At 75.1% G+C, this 16305-nt stretch carries 13 protein-coding genes; 3 read left to right on the forward strand and 10 right to left on the reverse strand.

The window, feature by feature from the left end:
- Positions 1-15 precede the first annotated feature (15 nt).
- Positions 16-393, reverse strand: coding sequence for a VOC family protein (locus ACZ58N_RS16375; RefSeq protein WP_471159643.1), 378 nt, complete (start codon positions 391-393; stop codon positions 16-18).
- A 47-nt stretch (positions 394-440) separates the two neighbouring features.
- Positions 441-2342, reverse strand: coding sequence for an ABC transporter ATP-binding protein (locus ACZ58N_RS16380; RefSeq protein ID WP_471159645.1), 1902 nt, complete (start codon positions 2340-2342; stop codon positions 441-443).
- Between the two features lie 150 nt (positions 2343-2492).
- On the opposite strand from ACZ58N_RS16380, the gene ACZ58N_RS16385 reads away from it, so the two are divergent.
- Complete coding sequence (locus ACZ58N_RS16385) at positions 2493-4538, forward strand: AMP-binding protein (RefSeq protein ID WP_471159647.1); 2046 nt, start codon at positions 2493-2495, stop codon at positions 4536-4538.
- Here ACZ58N_RS16385 and ACZ58N_RS16390 read toward each other — a convergent pair.
- Positions 4493-6424, reverse strand: a complete 1932-nt coding sequence (locus tag ACZ58N_RS16390) for a GNAT family N-acetyltransferase (protein WP_471159648.1) — start codon at positions 6422-6424, stop codon at positions 4493-4495. The two genes, ACZ58N_RS16385 and ACZ58N_RS16390, sit on opposite strands and share 46 nt — an antisense overlap.
- Before the next feature lie 107 nt (positions 6425-6531).
- On the opposite strand from ACZ58N_RS16390, the gene ACZ58N_RS16395 reads away from it, so the two are divergent.
- Complete coding sequence (locus ACZ58N_RS16395; RefSeq protein ID WP_471159650.1) at positions 6532-6954, forward strand: DUF350 domain-containing protein; 423 nt, start codon at positions 6532-6534, stop codon at positions 6952-6954.
- Positions 6955-7064: 110 nt separating this feature from the next.
- Here the strand turns inward: ACZ58N_RS16395 and ACZ58N_RS16400 are convergent, their stop codons facing one another.
- From ACZ58N_RS16400 to ACZ58N_RS16415, 4 genes are all read right to left on the reverse strand, one after another.
- Positions 7065-8285 (reverse strand): acyltransferase family protein, encoded by a 1221-nt coding sequence (locus tag ACZ58N_RS16400; protein ID WP_471159652.1) that lies wholly within the window; start codon positions 8283-8285, stop codon positions 7065-7067.
- The gene (locus ACZ58N_RS16405) at positions 8282-9325 is read right to left on the reverse strand and encodes an alpha/beta hydrolase (protein ID WP_471159654.1); all 1044 of its coding nucleotides are present in this window, start codon (positions 9323-9325) and stop codon (positions 8282-8284) included. Before ACZ58N_RS16405 ends, ACZ58N_RS16400 begins: the two co-directional genes overlap by 4 nt.
- 232 nt (positions 9326-9557) lie before the next feature.
- Complete coding sequence (locus tag ACZ58N_RS16410; protein WP_356871978.1) at positions 9558-10238, reverse strand: response regulator transcription factor; 681 nt, start codon at positions 10236-10238, stop codon at positions 9558-9560.
- Positions 10235-11623 carry a sensor histidine kinase gene (locus tag ACZ58N_RS16415; RefSeq protein ID WP_471159657.1) on the reverse strand — a complete coding sequence of 463 codons (1389 nt, stop codon included), beginning with the start codon at positions 11621-11623 and terminating at the stop codon, positions 10235-10237. The genes ACZ58N_RS16410 and ACZ58N_RS16415 overlap by 4 nt, the downstream gene beginning before the upstream one ends.
- A gap of 400 nt (positions 11624-12023) precedes the next feature.
- On the opposite strand from ACZ58N_RS16415, the gene ACZ58N_RS16420 reads away from it, so the two are divergent.
- Complete coding sequence (locus ACZ58N_RS16420; RefSeq protein WP_471159659.1) at positions 12024-12419, forward strand: hypothetical protein; 396 nt, start codon at positions 12024-12026, stop codon at positions 12417-12419.
- Here the strand turns inward: ACZ58N_RS16420 and ACZ58N_RS16425 are convergent.
- The 3 genes from ACZ58N_RS16425 to ACZ58N_RS16435 form a co-directional block, all read right to left on the reverse strand.
- Positions 12373-14007, reverse strand: a complete 1635-nt coding sequence (locus tag ACZ58N_RS16425; protein ID WP_471159660.1) for a serine protease family protein — start codon at positions 14005-14007, stop codon at positions 12373-12375. The genes ACZ58N_RS16420 and ACZ58N_RS16425 overlap by 47 nt on opposite strands.
- 26 nt (positions 14008-14033) lie before the next feature.
- Entirely contained in the window at positions 14034-15542 is a 1509-nt protein-coding gene (locus tag ACZ58N_RS16430) for an FAD-binding oxidoreductase (RefSeq protein WP_471159663.1), read from the reverse strand.
- Positions 15543-15617: 75 nt separating this feature from the next.
- On the reverse strand, positions 15618-16295 hold the full coding sequence (locus tag ACZ58N_RS16435; protein WP_471159665.1) for a class I SAM-dependent methyltransferase: 678 nt from the start codon (positions 16293-16295) through the stop codon (positions 15618-15620).
- Between the last annotated feature and the right edge of the window lie 10 nt (positions 16296-16305).

Consider the following 16305-nt stretch of genomic DNA (forward strand, 5'->3'; position numbering starts at 1 on the left):
TGGACGGCCGCGCGGTCAGCCGGCGGCCGTCCGCGGCTTCGTCTGCTGGACGGCCCAGCCGTTGCCGTCGGGGTCGGAGAAGTAGACGAACGAGCCCCAGGGCATGTCCTGGATCTCGGTCACCTCGATGCCCCGGCCCCGCAGGTCCGCGTAGGCCTCCTCGATGTCCGCGACCACGACCTGCATGTTGTCCAGGGATCCCGGGATCATCCGGGTGAGGCCCTTGCCGATGGCGATGGAGCAGGCCGATCCGGGTGGGGTGAGCTGGACGAAGCGGATCTCCTCGCTGACCGTGACGTCGTGGTCGGCGTGGAAGCCGACCCGCTCGTAGAAGGCCTTGGCCCGGTCCACATCGGTGACGGGGACGGCGACCAGTTCCAGCTTGATGTCCATCACTCACTCCAGGATCGACGACGGCCCGGGTCGGGGCCCCGCGGCCATCATGCTCCGGCGGCGGTCACGGCGCCGCCCGACCCACGGCCCGGGGTGGCGAACCGGGTCCGGTGGAGTTCCTGGTAGCGGCCCCCCGCGGCCAGCAACTCCTCGTGCGTGCCGCGTTCCACGATCCTGCCCTCCTCCAGCACCAGGATCAGGTCGGCGGCCCGCACGGTCGACAGCCGGTGCGCGATGACCAGGGCCGTCCGCCCGCTCAGGGCCTCCGCCAGGGCCTCCTGCACGGCGGCCTCGGAGGTGTTGTCCAGATGGGCGGTCGCCTCGTCGAGGATGACCACCCGCTGGCGGGCCAGCAGCAGTCGGGCGATGGTCAGCCGCTGCCGTTCCCCGCCGGAGAGTCGGTAGCCGCGTTCGCCGACGACGGTGTCCAGGCCGTCCGGGAGCGAGGCGACGAGCCCGTCCAGGCGGGAACGGCGCAGTGCCTCCCAGATCTCCTCCTCCGTGGCCCGCGGTCGGGCGAGCGCCAGGTTGGCCCGGACCGACTCGTGGAAGAGGTGGCCGTCCTGGGTGACCATGCCGAGCGTGTCGCGGATCGAGTCGGCGGTGAGGTCCCGTACGTCGATCCCGCCGAGGCGCACCGAGCCCGCGTCGGCGTCGTACAGGCGGGGCAGCAGTTGGGCGATGGTGGACTTGCCGGCGCCGGAGGAGCCGACGAGGGCGATCATCTGGCCGGGCTCGGCCCGGAAGGACACCTCGTGCAGCACCTCGGTCCCGCCCCGGGTGTCGAGCGTGGCGACCTCCTCCAGGGAGGCGAGGGACACCTTGTCGGCCGACGGGTAACCGAACGAGACCGCGTCGAACTCCACCGACACCGGCCCCTCGGGCACCCGACGGGCGTCGGGCTTCTCGGCGATCAGGGGCTTCAGGTCGAGGATCTCGAAGACCCGTTCGAAGCTGACCATGGCGCTCATCACCTCGACGCGGGCCCCGGCCAGGGCCGTCAGCGGTGCGTACAGCCGGGTCAGGAGCAGGGCGAGCGCGACGACGGAACCGGCGTCCAGGGTCCCGCGCAGCGCGTAGTGACCGCCCAGGCCGTACACCAGGGCGAGGGCGAGGGCGGAGACCAGTGTCAGGGCGGTGATGAAGGCCGACTGGGCCATCGCCGTGCGGATCCCGATGTCCCGGACCCGCCCCGCGCGGGCCGCGAACTCGGCGGACTCGTCCGCCGGACGGCCGAAGAGCTTGACGAGGGTGGCGCCGGGGGCGGAGAAGCGTTCCGTCATCTGGGTCCCCATGGCCGCGTTCAGCTCCGAGGCCTCCCGCTGCATGCCCGCCATCCGCACTCCCATCCGGCGGGCCGGCAGGACGAACACCGGAAGCAGCACCAGGGCCAGCAGGGTGATCTGCCAGGAGATGCTCACCATCACCACCAGGGTCAGCGCCAGCGTCACCGTGTTGGAGACCACCCCCGACAGGGTGTTGCTGAAGGCGCGTTGGGCGCCGATGACGTCATTGTTGAGGCGGCTGACGAGCGCGCCCGTACGGGTCCGGGTGAAGAAGGCGACCGGCAGCCGCTGGACGTGGTCGAACACCGCGGTCCGCAGGTCGAGGATCAGGCCCTCGCCGAGGGTGGCGGAGAGCTTGCGGGTCAGCAGGCCGAGGCCCGCCTCGGCGACCGCGATCACGGCGATGAGCAGGGCCAGCCGGGTGACCACCGAGCCGTCCCCGCCCTTCACGATGGCGTCGACGACCCGGCTGGCGAGGAGCGGGGTCGCCACCGCGAGCAGCGCGCCCATGACGCTGAGCAGCAGGAAGAGCACGAGCCCGCGGCGGTGCGGGCGGGCGAAGCCGCCGATGCGGCGAAGGCTCGCCCGGTTGAAGGGGCGCCGGTCCTGCTGGGCGTTGATCGCACTGTGGAGCGAGGTCCACGCCGTGACTTCCATGTCCATGACCCACACGCTAAAACCTCAAGATAACTTCAGGTCAAGGCGTGGTCGGCGAACCCACCCGTACGGGTCGTCAACTCCCGCTCGTACGAACGCCTTTCGGAGTTGCCCCAGCTCCTCGTGCCGCCCCGCCCGTGCTGCCATCATCGGGACATGACGCAGGCACCGAAGTCCGCCCGCCCCGGCCGGCCCGCCCTCGACACGGTCCTGGAACGCTTCGAGCGGTGGGCCCGGGACACCCCCGAGGCCCCCGCCCTCCTCGCCGGCCCGGACGGCCTCACCTACGCGGAACTCGACGCGCGGGCGAACCGGCTGGCCCACCACCTCCTGGAGTCGGGCCCGACCGCCCACCCCCTGGTGGCCGTCGCCACCACCCTCCACCCCGACCTGATCGTCGCCGTACTCGCCGTCCTCAAGGCCGACGGCACCTACACCCTCCTCGACGCCGGGGACCCGCACGCGGCCCGGTCCCGGCTCGCCGCACTCCGCCCGGACCTGCTGCTCACCCACACGTCGCACCACGCCCGCCTCGACCTCGGCGACGGTCGCCGCACCCTGCTCCTCGACGAGGAAGCGGCCCGGATCGCCGAACGGCCCGCCGATCCACCCGCCCGCCCGGGACCGGGGACCGGCCCACCGCACCGAGCCGAGACCGGTCCGCCCGCCGCCGTCCTGTTCACCGGCTCCGCCGAACCCCGCCCGGTCCGCGCCGGCCACGCGCTGCTGCTCGCCGCTCACGAGGGCTGGGCCGAGACCGCCCGACTCACCCCCGAGGACCGGCACCTCTTCACCTGCGGACCCGACGTCACGGCCTTCGCCGCGGGCTGGACCCGGGCCCTGTGCTCCGGCGGCGCCCTCGTCCTGCCCCCGGGCCCCCTGCCGCTCGCCGAGGACCTCCTGAGGGCCGTCGTCACCGAGCGCGTCAGCGTCCTGCACACCGACCCGGCGGGCGCCCTCGCCCTGCTGCCCGACCCCGTCCGGGTACCCCCACCCGCGCGGTCCCGTCACGCGAGCGACCCCCGAACCGGTGCGCTGAGGCTCGTCGCCGTCACCGGGGACCGGCTCCACCTCGACGAACAGTCGGCAGTCCAGGCCGCGTTGCGGCCCGGCGCGCGCGTGCTCAACGTCTACGGCCTCACCGAGTGCGCCGGCAACGGAACCTGGTTCGAACTCCCGCAGCTGCCCCGACCCCTCGACGACCCCGAACGGCTCTCCCTGCTGGGCATCCCCCACCCCGGCTGCCGGGCCGACGTACACGACGGGGAGATCCACCTCACCCCGCCCGGGGGCGGCGACGCCGTCCCCACCGGTGACCTCGGCCGGCTCGGTCCCGACGGCCTGCTGGAGTTCGGGGGCCGGCTCCGCGACCGCTTCGACCTCGACGGCCGCCCCGTCGACCCCCATCCCCTGGAATCCGCGATCCGCACCCACCCCCGCATCGGCGCGGCCATCGTGGCCGCCGTCCCCGGCGGGAAGGGGGAGCACCGGCTCGTCGCCTACGTCGCCCCGCCGCACGGCGCACCTCCCGGGACCCCGGCCGGCGCCCTCCCCGACACCGGGGAACTCCGCGACCACCTGGCCGACAAGGTGCCCGCGGGCCTCGCCCCGCGCGCCGTGATCCGACTGCGGGCCCTGCCCCGGACCCGTGCCGGCCAGGAGGACCGGGCCGCCGTACCACGACCGCCGCAACTCCTCGCCCCCACCCCGCCCGGGTACGGCGCGCACACCGGCGCCGTCAAGTACGGCGGCGCGAGCACCGGTGGGGGCACGCTGTCGTGCGCCGTCGGCTGCGGCGCGCTCGCCATCGGGGCCGTCGCACGCCTCGTCACGAACCTGCTGTGGCCCGGATCGACCGACCTCACCGGCATCCCCCTCCACTGGGCGGTCCTCTTCGGGCTCCTCCACGTGCTCGAATGCCTGGCCTTCGGCCTGGGCGTGATGTTCCTGTTCAACGGCCGCCGCCGGATGCTCGCCCAACGTCGGGGCCGGCGCATCACCACGGCCGCCCACCTCGCGATCGTGTACCTCCTGGTCTCCTGGTGGCCCCAGGACAACCTCTACCGGCTGGCGGCGAAACAGGACTGGGCCCGCCAGGCCGCCCTCGTGTACGTCTTCAACGTGCCCTTGATGATCGCCGCCGCCGTGGCGGCCTTCTACGTCACCCGCAGACCGGTGAGCCCCTTCGACTTCGACGACTGAACCCCGTCCGGCGCGAAGCCCGCACCCACGGCGAGGGCCCTCGTCCGCACCAACTCCTCGGCCGCGTCCAGCACCCCGGCGTCGTGCGCGGCGACCAGCATCCCGAACCACGGAGCCGGATCGAAGGCGGCGGTGGGGACGGCCGGGACGAACACCGCGCCCAGGTCCGCGCAGTCCCGCACGAGTTCCGCGCACAGCTCGTCCCACTGGGGCTCCGGCAGCCGGGCGCCGAGCTCCACCCGGTCGGCGATCCGGACCAGGTGCCCGGCTCCCCGCAGCACGTCGAGCCGCGCCGCGACCATGAACGCCACCGACGGCCCGGTCAGCCGCAGATTGGTCTCCGTCGGCGCGAGCCGCCCCGCGGGGTCCGTGACGAAGTCCACGTCGAACCAGCCCCGGTAGCCGCAGCCGGCCAACTCCCGGCCCACCGCACGCCCGAACGCCAACAGCGGCCCCTCCAACGCGCCGGGCACCACCCCGGGACCCACCGTCGCGCCCCGATAGGCGCCGTCGACCACGTCCATCACCGCCGCGCCCACCTCGCGCACCCGACCCGAGCCGTCCACGAAGCCGTCGTAGGTGAGGTCCCGGGGCCCGGCATCCGGGCCCGTCGGGCCGGCGACGTACTCCTCCACCAGCAGGGGACCGCGCGGCAGGCGCCGCAGCACCGCCCGGGCCCCGCCCGCCTCCCGGACGGCGGCAGGCGTCACCACCGTCGTGCCCGAACCCCCGACGCCGTGCTCCGACTTGAGAACGGTGCTCTCGCCCGCCCGGGCCCGCGCCGCCAACAGCCGTACCGCCGTCCAGCGGTTGTCCGCCCGCCACTGCCCGGGCCGGACGATCCGCGGATGTTCGCCGCCCGCCACGATCCGGCCGAACAGGGCGTGCGCCGCCGACTTGGACTCGTGGCGCAGCTCCCGGGGTCGCCACGGAAGGCCCACCAGCCCCGCGAACGCCGCCGTCCGCCCCCACGGCACGAGGGGCAGCCCGCGCCCCGTCACCCGCTCCGCGAGCGCCGGCCGGGCCCGTACGCTGTCCGACAACCCGGAACCCCGCTCCGCCACGCCGTCGTACACCTCCACCTCCGGCCCCCACCCCAACTGCCGGCCGACCAGCCGGATCCAGCCCGGCGGCACCGCCCGGGGCAGCACCAGGGCCGCGGGGGAGGGGCTGTAGAAGGCGGCCAGGCAGGCGTAGTGGTGCGCGGCGCCCTGCCGGTCGTCCAGGGAGGCGTCCTGGAACTGGGCGTTGAACTCCGCCACGTTGCCCACGTGCACGGCCGGGATCCCACCCGTCCAGGCCCGCGCCCACTCCGCCAGGGGCACCGGAGCCACCTCGAACCGGAGCAGACCCTCCGGGGACCTTCCCGACGGCACCGCGCCCATCGCCCGGTAGAAGCCCGCCGCGTGCGGATCGGCGTCGACCAGCAGCCGGCGGACCCCGAGAGCGACGGCCCGGCGCACCGCGTCCCGGTACAGGAGCCGGCCGATGCCCCGCCCGATGGCGTCCGGCTCCACGAACAGCAGCCCGAGCCGCGCGACGGGGCCCGACCCCACCCCGCCCCGGGGGACGCCCGGCACCGGGCCGTGCGCGTCCGGGTCCGACGGGCGGTCCCGCGGAGCCACCGGGCCGTCCGGCACCGGGCCGTCCGCCGGGACGGCGGTGCCCTCCCACTCCTCCAGCGAGGCGAGCCCCAGGAGCCGCCCGTCATCCTCGTCCTGCGCCACCACGATCCGCCGGGCCGCCACCTGCGCGCCCACGATCCGCAACTGCGGGGCGCACGCCGCGAGGAACTCCGCGTCGTACCCCCAGTACGCCTTGGAACGCAGCACGAGCGCGGTCAGCTCCGGTGCCTCGGCGGCCCTCGCGGCCCTGACCTTTGCCATTTCCTGACCTCCCCATGGTCCGCCGCCGGGCCGTGCGATAGATTCGGCCAGCCCACGGCGGACACGCCACCGCCACCTTTCCTACCCACCCGGAGACAGGCTTCTCAATGAGCGACATCATCAACGGACTTGGCCGCACCAGCGCGTTCGGCGCCGTCGGCCTGGTCCTGCTGATCCTCGGCATCGTCCTGGTGGACGTGCTGACGCCCGGGAAGCTCCCGAAGCAGATCTGGGAGGAGCGCAACCGCAACGCCGCCCTCCTGCTCAGCTCCGCGCTCCTCGGCATCGGCGGCATCGTCTTCACCTCGATCTGGACCACGTACGAGGACTTCGGCAAGGGCCTGCTGTCCACCGCCGCCTTCGGCCTGCTGGGCCTGATCCTCATGGCGGTGGCCTTCCTGGTGCTCGACCTGGTCACCCCGGGCAAGCTCGGTGCCATCGTCGTCGACCCGGAGCCCCACCCGGCCGTCTGGGTCACCGCATGCTGCAACCTCGCCGTCGCCGCCATCGTGGCGGCCTCCATCGCCTGACCCGGCGCCCGCACGGCACCTGACACGAGAGCGCCGCTCCCCACCGGGAGCGGCGCTCTCGCCGTACCCGGGGCTCCGCCGCCCCGGCGGACGGCCGTCGCCGACGCGACCTACGCCAGACCCAGGGCGAACACCGCGAAACCCGCCGCCAGCACCCCCGCCACGGCCCCGCGCGCCACCGACGACCGCCGGCCGTCTCCGGGCGGCGCCTCGAAGCGGCGCGCGTAACGGGCGATGACCACCAGCAGCAGCCCGAACACCGGCATCCACGCCACCCGCGCCACGATCCACCCCGCGGTGACCGGCGCCGTCGTCAACCCGGCCACCTCACCGACGAGGGACGCGGGAACGGCCGCCGCCAACATCGCGCTCTGGTGCCAGCACAGGATCGTCATCGCGCACAGGTTCACCGCGACCACCGGCGCCCACAGCAGCGGTCGCGCCAACAGCCCCGCCAACCGGTCCCGCACCAGGATCGCCGCCCCCGACTGCACCGATGCCAGCGCCAACACCAGCAGCGAAGGCGGGTGCGAGTTCGTCCGCGCCTCACCCGGCACCCCGACCATCGACGCCGGGTAGTGGAACACCACCAGCAGCACCGCGAACAGTGCGGCCCCGCCCACCAACAGCAGCCACGCCCCGCGCCGCCCGATCCGACGCTCACCCCACGAGACGCCCAACTGGTACGCGAACAGCCAGCCCGGCAGCACGTTCAGCACGGCCGACCAGGACGGCACGGCCTCCGCGTACGGCCCGTAGCGCAGCAGGTCCACCACCGCGACGGAGGCGAGCAGCGGGGCCGCCGCCCACCCACCGAGCCACCGGGCCGCCCGCACGCAGTACGGGGTCAGCGCCGTCACCACCACGTACACCCCGACGAACCAGAGCGGTTGGACCACCAGCGTGGCCCCGGTCCGCAGCGTGACCTCCGGCACCCCGGCGGCGTACAGCAGCGGGACGGCCAACGCCCACACCGCCGTCACCCCGAGCACCGGCCGGCCCAGCCGGACGATCCGGGCCCTCAGCCAGGCGCCCGTGGAGCCCGGGCGGCGCCGGAACGACAGCGCCGAGGCGTAGCCGCCGACCAGGAAGAAGATGCCGAGCATCTGGAGCACCCAGCTCGCCGGGGCCAGGCCCCCGAAGGCGGAGAGCGGGCTGGCGTTGTGCAGGCCACCGGCCGGGTCCACCGTGAAGCCTCCGAGCAGCCAGTGCCCGGTCGGAACCGCCAGCAGGGCGACGGCCCGCAGACCGTCCACGGCCCGATCGCGGTGCGACGGCGTCCGCCGGTCGATGCGGTCGGCCGTCCGCCGTACGAGGGTCGTCGCGCTCATCGGGACCCTCCCCGCGCGATCGCGGCGAACGCCGCCAGGGAACCCGTGCCGGGGGCGAAGTAGCCGGTGTGGCCCCGGACGTCGCCGGCGGGGATCCGGCGGGCACCGAAACCGGGCGCGACCGGGTCGGCGCCGTGCCCGAGCCCGCCGAACTCGACGTTCGGCACGTCCGCGATCCAGTCGTCCGGGCCACGGGCGGCCCAGACGCGGGCTGCGGTCCGCAGGTCGGTGACGTGCCCCGCCCGCATTCCCGGCGAGCCGAACACGACGATGTCGGTGGCGTCGGTGTGCCGGGCCGCCAGACCGCAGACCACCGAGCCGTAGCTGTGGCAGAAGAGCACCGGATCGGGGACGCCGACCGCGTCGAGCCCCGCCGTGAACCGGGCCAGCCGGACCGCACCGGCCTCCGCGAGCCTCCCGGACGCCGCGTCCACGCCGACCCCGACCGGCGTCGTGTAGCCGGTCCACGCGATGACGGCGCCCTGCCCGCCCGTCGCCTCCCGCAGCGCGCGGGCCGCGCCCGCCGGGCCCGTGGCGGGCGCCCGCGGGGCGTCGTGGGAGACGGCGTCGTTGTCCGACCCCGGCACGATCACCGAGACGCGCGAGGCGTGTTCCAGGTCCCCGAACACCTCGACGACCTGCCCCCGACCCCGCGGGTCGAAGGCCAGGATCCGGCGGTCCGGAGCGGCGAGGGAGGCGTACCGCGCCTGACCCGTGGCGATGATGGCCAGCCGATTGGCCTCGTACCGCAGGGGGAGGGGAGCCCCCTCCAGGTTCCCGACGACCGACGGGTGGGCGCGCAGCAGCTCCAGCGCGCGGGCCTCGTCGATGCCCGCGAAGAACCGTGCCACCTCGGCGGGGGTCGCCGTCCACGGATCGGGCAGCGGCCGCTCCGTCGTCCCTGCGGCCCGCCAGTCGGCGGTGCCCGGCGGCGGGCCGGTGACCACGGCCTGCGCGTCCCCCGCGGCCCAGCCGGCGGTTCCCGCGACGACGGCCACGGCCAGCGCGGCCGCCCCCATGGTCCTTGCGAAGCGGCGCATGCCCCTTCTCCTCTCCTCGTGACGAGGAGGAAGGTAGGAAGGAGGTACCGCACGGCACGTCGCACCGGGGAGCCAACTCGGAGGTCATACCCCAGTAGGGGGTGGAGGAGACGACTCCCGGACGGAGGCTTCCGGACACCGACGCCCGGCCGTGACGACTTGGCCGTGACGACTTGGCCGAGGCGCCCCGGCCGGGACGTCCTGAAGGCGACCTCCGACCCGAGGCGTCCCGTCAGGCCGAGTCGCCCGGCCGGACCAGACCCGCCTCGTAGGCGAAGATGACCGCTTGGGCCCGGTCACGCAGGTCCAGCTTGCCGAGCACCCGACCGATGTGGGTCTTCACCGTCTGCTCCGCGAGCACCAGATGGGCGGCGATCTCCTGGTTCGACAACCCGCGCGCGATGAGTTCCAGTACCTCGGTCTCACGCGGCGTCAGCCCGTTCAGGCGCAGCGCCGGATCCTTGCGCGGCGCCGGCCGCTGTCGGACGAAGTCCGCGATGAGCCGCCTGGTCACCGAAGGCGCCAGCAGCGCCTCGCCCGAGGCGACCACCCGGACCGCGGCGATCAGGTCCGCCGGCGGGGCGTCCTTCAGCAGGAACCCGGACGCGCCCGCGCGCAGCGCCTCGTACACGTAGTCGTCGATGTCGAAGGTCGTCAGCATGAGCACCTTCGGCCGGTGCACCACGCCGGGCGGCGGATCGAGCAGCTCGCGGGCCGCCGACAGGCCGTCGAGCTCGGGCATCCGCACGTCCATCAACACCACGTCGGGGTGCACGGTCCGCGACACCTGTACGCCTTGGCGCCCGTCGGCTGCCTCGCCCACCACGTCGATGTCGGCCTGGGCCGACAGCAGGGCGGCGAAACCCGCCCGCACCATGGCCTGGTCGTCGACGATGATCACGCGGATGGTCAACTGCTGTCCTCGTTCGTCTCGGCGGACGCGTCCCCGCCGTCCAGCGGGAGACGGGCGGCGACCCGGAAGCCCCCGTCGGGCAGCGGCCCGGTGTCCAGGGTCCCGCCCGTCAACCGTACGCGCTCGCGCATTCCGACCAGACCGTGCCCCGTGCCCGACCCCTCCAGCTCCACCACCGCCTCCCGGGCGCGGCCGTTGACCACCAACACCAGGACCTCCCCGGCGTCCCGGGTCACCGACACCCGGGTCCGGGCGCCCGGCGCGTGCCGCACCACGTTCGCCAGGGCCTCCTGCACGATCCGGTACGCCGACAGGTCCACCGCGGGCGGAACCCCGTCGCCGACACCGGCCGCCAGCGACAACTCGACCGGCTGACCGGCCCGTACGATCGCCTCGACCAACTGTTGGATCCGGTCCATCCCCGGTTGGGGGGCCCGCTCGCCGTCACCGGCCGCCCCGTCACCGCGCAGCACCGTCAGCAACCGCCGCATCTCGCCCAAGGACTCGCGGGCACTGGCGGCGATCGCCTCGAACTCCTCGCGGACCGGATCCGCCATGCCGGGCAGCCGGTACGGCGCGGAATCGGCCTGCACGGTGATCACCGACATGTGATGGGCCACCACGTCGTGCAACTCCCTGGCGATCCTCGCCCGTTCCTCCAGCAGCGTCCGCCGTGACCGCTCCGCCTCGCTGATGCTCTCCTGCTCGACGATCCGCTGCTGCGCGTCACCCAGCCCGCGCAGCGCCCCGGTCACCGCCAACAGGGCGCCGGCCAGCACGAACAGCAGGGCGGCGGTGTTGGTCACCCCGTCCGTCCCGGTGAAGCCGAGCGCCACCCCGGCCGCGCCCGTCGCCAGCCACACCGTGACCAGCGTCCTGATGGACTCGCGAAGTCCCAGGCAGACCATCAGCGCCAGGTACCCGACGATGACCATCGGGGTCCACGGCCAGGCATGCCCCGCCAACCGGTCGGCGCCGAGCAGCAGCAGCGCCCCCACGACGTCGGCGAGGAGCACGATCCCCCACGCGGCCAGGGGTCTGGTCACGGCGAGGAGCAACGGCACCGTCTGCGCCACGCCGAGCGCCCCCGCCCAGCCGCCGCCCAGCGCGTAGTCGTTGACGAGCACGGAGATCGTCACCGGGAGCAGCGTCACGACGAAGACGCCCATGACGGCGTACGGCAGCATCCGCTGCCAGCGCGACGGCGCCCCCGCGAACAGCGGCTCGGCCGCCCTGGCGGGGGTCCGCAGCAGGACGGCGAACTGCGCAAGCGCGCCGGGCTGCCGGCCGCCTCGGGAACCCGCGGGGGTGCGGTCGGCGTCGGGGGCGGCGCGGTCGGCCGCCGGGGCGGCGCTGCGGGCTCGGGATCGGAAGCTGGGGCTCATGATCCGACCAGCGTATGCGCCGGGGGCCGGCGCGCGCGTGCATGAGGAGCCGGCGGGCGGAGCCGGGGACGTGAGGCGCCCAACCGATCGAAGGGAGCGGCAGGGCTCAACGGCCTCGTGGGCCGCCACGCGGCCCGTCCCCCTCGGACGAGATGACCACAGCCGGTCACCGGACGCGAAGGCACCGGTGACCGGCCACCGGACGCGAGGCCGCCCACCCGCACCCGGTCGTGAGGGCGGCCCGCACACCATCGCCGTGAAGCTGCCCCGGACCTCACCGATGCGAAGCCGACCCGGAGGCCACCGCCGTGAAGCCGGCCCGGACGCCGCGGCCGCCAAGTCCACCGGACGTGCCCGCCCGAGCTCGTTCCCCCCGGCGGGTCCCGCTCGTTGACCGGACATGGAGCTGCTGCCGACCATCGCGGGGCCGGGCGTCGGAGAACGGGCCGACGCCGCGGCCGATGCCGCTTGTCACCTCTACGACGCCGTCCTGCCGTGGGCCGACGGCAAGCCCGGAGGGTGGAGCCGGACCGCCGCGGAGGACGCCGCCGAGACCATCGAGACGACCGCGCACGCCCTGGCCCTCATCGACCCGCGCGCCGAGGTCATCCTCGCACCGGTGCACGCGGCCCTCGCGGACCTGCGCCGTCGGCTCGCCCTCGCCCCGGCCGACCCGCTGACCGTGGAGGGCGTACCGGCCACCCCGCGTACGGTGGGCAATCCGCGCCGGACCCGCCGGGTACGGGTCCTCACCCCACCCGCGCCCCGGAGACCGCGGCCTGGTAGAGCTTCCTGATCTGCGCGCCGAAGTACGAGCTGTAGGAGACGTCGGGCGTGGTTCCGCCCGTCTTCCAGCCGCCGATGACCCCGACCACGTCCCCGGTTCCCGTGCGCTGGTCGTAACGCGTCAGGAACGGGCCGCCGCTGGTGCCCCCCGGATAGCCGGAGCAGGCGATCCGCAGGAACGAGCCGGGGATCTTCGCCTCCCGGCTGGTGAACTTCGTCGTCCGGTTGAAGCACACGCGCGGACGGGCCGCCGCCGAGGGGTATCCGATGAGGGTGACCCGTGCGTGCGCGAACGTGGCCCCGGTGACCAGCCGGTTCCCGCCGACCACGGTCTCCACGGCCGTCCCGCGGGAGTTCGGGCCGACCCGGGCGAAGGCGACGTCGAGCGTGGCGGCCCGGTCGGCCCCCTCGCGCCGGTAGCGCGGGTCGATCCACATCTTCGGCCGTCCGCCCGCGTCCCGCAGCACGGGGAACATGCCGTACGGCTGCGGCTTCGCCTTGGTCCAGCGCGGTACGAAGGCCACCTGCCGGGAGTCCGGACCGAGCAGGCAGTGTGCCGCGCTGAGCACCAGGTTGCGCCCGGGGGAGGAGACCACGCTCGCGGTGCAGAAGTACGCGCCGCCGCCCTTCATGACGAACATCCGTCCGACGGCCGGGCTGCCGTCGAAGTCCTTGCCCACGCCCGCCCGGGCCGACGCCGGGATCGGCGCGGCGACGGGCTTCGGTGTCGGCTTGGGAGCCGGTTGCGCGGGCCGCGGGGCGGGAGCGGGCCGGGAGGGGGTGCCGACCGGCGCGGGCTCGGGGGCGGAACCGGGCGTCGGCGTCGCCGAACCGGTCGGGGTGACCGGGGCGGCGGGGGTGACCGGATCGCCCGCGGCGACGGACGGTGACGGGCCGGCCGGGGCGCCCGGGAGGGCTGGGGCGGCCGGGGCCGGAGTCGTCGTGGGACCGGCGGTGGCGGTGACTGCGGGGGAGGCGGAGGCGGATCCGGGCTCGGGGGTGACCAACGCCGGTGTGGGCCCACCCGGTGCACCCGGTCGGTCCGGTCCGTCGGCCGCGTCGCCCGGCCCGGTCGGCGTGGCTCCACCGGCCGGGGGCTCCGCGAGGGAACCCGGCCCCGTCGGTCCGTCGGCCGCCGGCGCCCCGCCGGCCTGCTCCGATCCCGACCCCGACCCGGAGGTTGTCGGACCGTCGCCGGGCGCTGCGCCGGGGCCGTGGTCCGCCGCGCCGTGCCCCGCCGGAGCCCCGCCCGGAGTGGTGCCGCCCGAAGCCGGCCGGTCCGGACCGGCCGGGCCGGGTACCACCGGGACGGGTACCACCGGGCCCGCGCTCACCGGGCCCGGCCCGGCGACGCCCGGAACGGGCGCGCTCGAACCCGTCGGCTCGGGTACGGGCGGAGCGGCCGCCCGGGGGTCGGCCGGCGGGTCGGGAACGGGTAGGGCGGAGGCCATCCGTTCCGGCGTCCAGAACGCTGCGGCCTCGCGCGCCGACCAGAGTCCGGCCGCCGCCTCCGCGTTCGCCGTCCCGGCGGCGGGCAGCGGCCCGCCGGGCAGCAGCAGTGCGGCCGTGGCCGCCACCACCGTCAACGTACGTCGCATGCCTGCTCACTCCTGTTCGGGACGGGTCAGACGGCCTGGGGGAAGCGGAACAGCCGGCCGGGGTCGTAGGAACGCCGGACCTCTTCCAGTCGGGCGAGGTTCGGCCCGTAGTACGCCTCCCGCCAGCCCGTCAGTTTCGGGTCGGCGTAGTTCTGGTAGGCCCGGCCGCCCGCCCACGGGCGCAGGTCCTGCCAGAGCCCGTCGAGCCAGGCCCGGTGCGCGGCCACCTCGGTGGCGGACGCCGACTCGGGCCAGTAGGACAGGTATTGGGCGAGAAACGCGCTGTCGCGGTGGACGAACGCCGTCGCGTCGGCCCGCGTACGGTTCACGGCGCCACCGCACACCCCGTCGAACTGCACCACCGCGCGTCCGCCGCGCGGCACGGTCCGCGCGTAGCGTCGGGCGGCGTCCAGCACCGCGGTCACCGCGCCCCCGGGCAGCCCGGGCGCAGGCCAGAAGTCGGAGCGGGCGGCGTAGGAGTCCCGGCCCAGGCGGCCCCGGGGATCCCGGCCGGGCAGGGTCCCGGGCAGTCGGCACTGGGCGGCGGTGCGGTCCAGGCAGCCCGCCATCGCCCGCAGGGTGTCCCCGTGGCTCCGTACGACGATCCAGCTGTCCTGCGGGCCCCGGCCGACCAGGTCGGCGAGCCGGGTGAGCTGTCGCTCCAGCTCCGCCCGCCCGTCGAGGCAGACGACGCGGACGGCCGGAGCGGGCACGGGCCCTGCCTCCAGGGTGAACTCCACCTGGCTCCAGAACGGATCGGGGAGCGCGTCGAGCCAGCGCTGCCACCCGTCGAGCACGGCCGCCGATCCGGCGGCCGGCCAGTGCAGCTCGGCGAACGCGGCGTCGGTGACCGGGTGGGTGCGGAACCGGAACTCGGTGACGACCCCGAAGTTCCCGCCCCCGCCCCCGCGCAGCGCCCAGTACAGCGACGGGTCGGTGCCGGCGTCGGTCTCCCGCACGACGCCGTCGGGAGTCACCACCCGGGCGCCGAGGAGCCGGTCGGACGTGGTGCCGTGGGCGCGGGAGGACAGGCCGAGGCCGCCGCCGAGGGTGAGCCCGGCGATGCCTACGGACGGGCACAGCCCGGCGGGAATGCCCAGGCCGCGCGCGGCGAGGGTCGCGTTCACCTCGGCGAGTCGGGCGCCGGCGCCGATCCGGACCTCGTCCCCCGAGATGGTGATCCGGGCCGTGGCCCCGACGTCGATCACCAGTCCGCCGGAAACGGTCGACCACCCGGGGTAGCTGTGACCCCCACCGCGCGGCACCACCGGGACGGCGGAGCGGCGGGCGAAGTCCAGGCAGGCGGCCACGTCACCGTCGTGGGCGGGGTAGGCCACGGCCGCCGGTGCGACGGTGTCGTGGCGGGGCTGGAACAGCTGTCGCGCCTCGGCGTAGTCACCGTCCCCCGGCAGGACCAGCCGACCGTCCATCGCCCGGGCGAGAGCCCCGAAGTCGGGGGCCCGACCGGCGGCCCCGACGGTGGCCAGGACTGCGGCAGCCGCTCCCGCGAGGACCCGGCGGCGTTGGAGGCTCATCCCTCCTTCCTGCCATCGCCCGGTCGGTTCGCCCCGAAGGCGGGCCCGCCGAGCCACTATTGTCGCCCGAACGGCTTATCGGACCGGGGAGCCCTCCGGGGCGGTCGTGGGTTTGCGGAACAACAGGAAGGCCTGGGCGGAGTCCTCGTCGGCATCGGGTTCCCGCACGAGGCGGGCGACCTCCGTCAGCCCGGCCCCCGTCAACAGCCCGGCGATCAGGGCGGGCGGCGTCCGGTAGACGTCGAGGTCGACCGGTCGGCCGTAGGCGTGTTCCAACCGGAGCAGTTCGTCACCGGCCTCGAAGGCGGTCAACGCGTAGCCGCCCGGGGCCAGTACGCGCGCGAACTCCGCGAAGACGCCCGGGAGTTCCCCCGGCGGTGTGTGCACCGTCGCGTACCAGGCCAGCACCCCGCCCAGCACCCCGTCCGCGACGTCCAGCGCGGCCATCGGCCCCACCTCGAACCGCAACCCCGGATAGCTGCGGCGGGCCACCGCCACCATCGCGGGCGACAGGTCCACCCCGAAGGCCCGCACGCCGAGCCCGTCCAGGTGGGCCGTCACCCGTCCGGGACCGCACCCCAGGTCGGCCACCGCCCCGCCGCGACCGTCACCGCGCACGCATTCGGCGAACGCGCCCAGCATGGCCCGGTCCAACGGTTTGCCCGCCAGGGCCGGACCGAGCAGCCGGGCGTAGTCGACGGCGACGGCGTCGTAGGACGCCCGTACGGAATGGAGGTACGAGGTCTGCGTCATGCCCTGAACG

It is taken from the genome of Streptomyces sp. NPDC040432 (assembly GCF_055595445.1).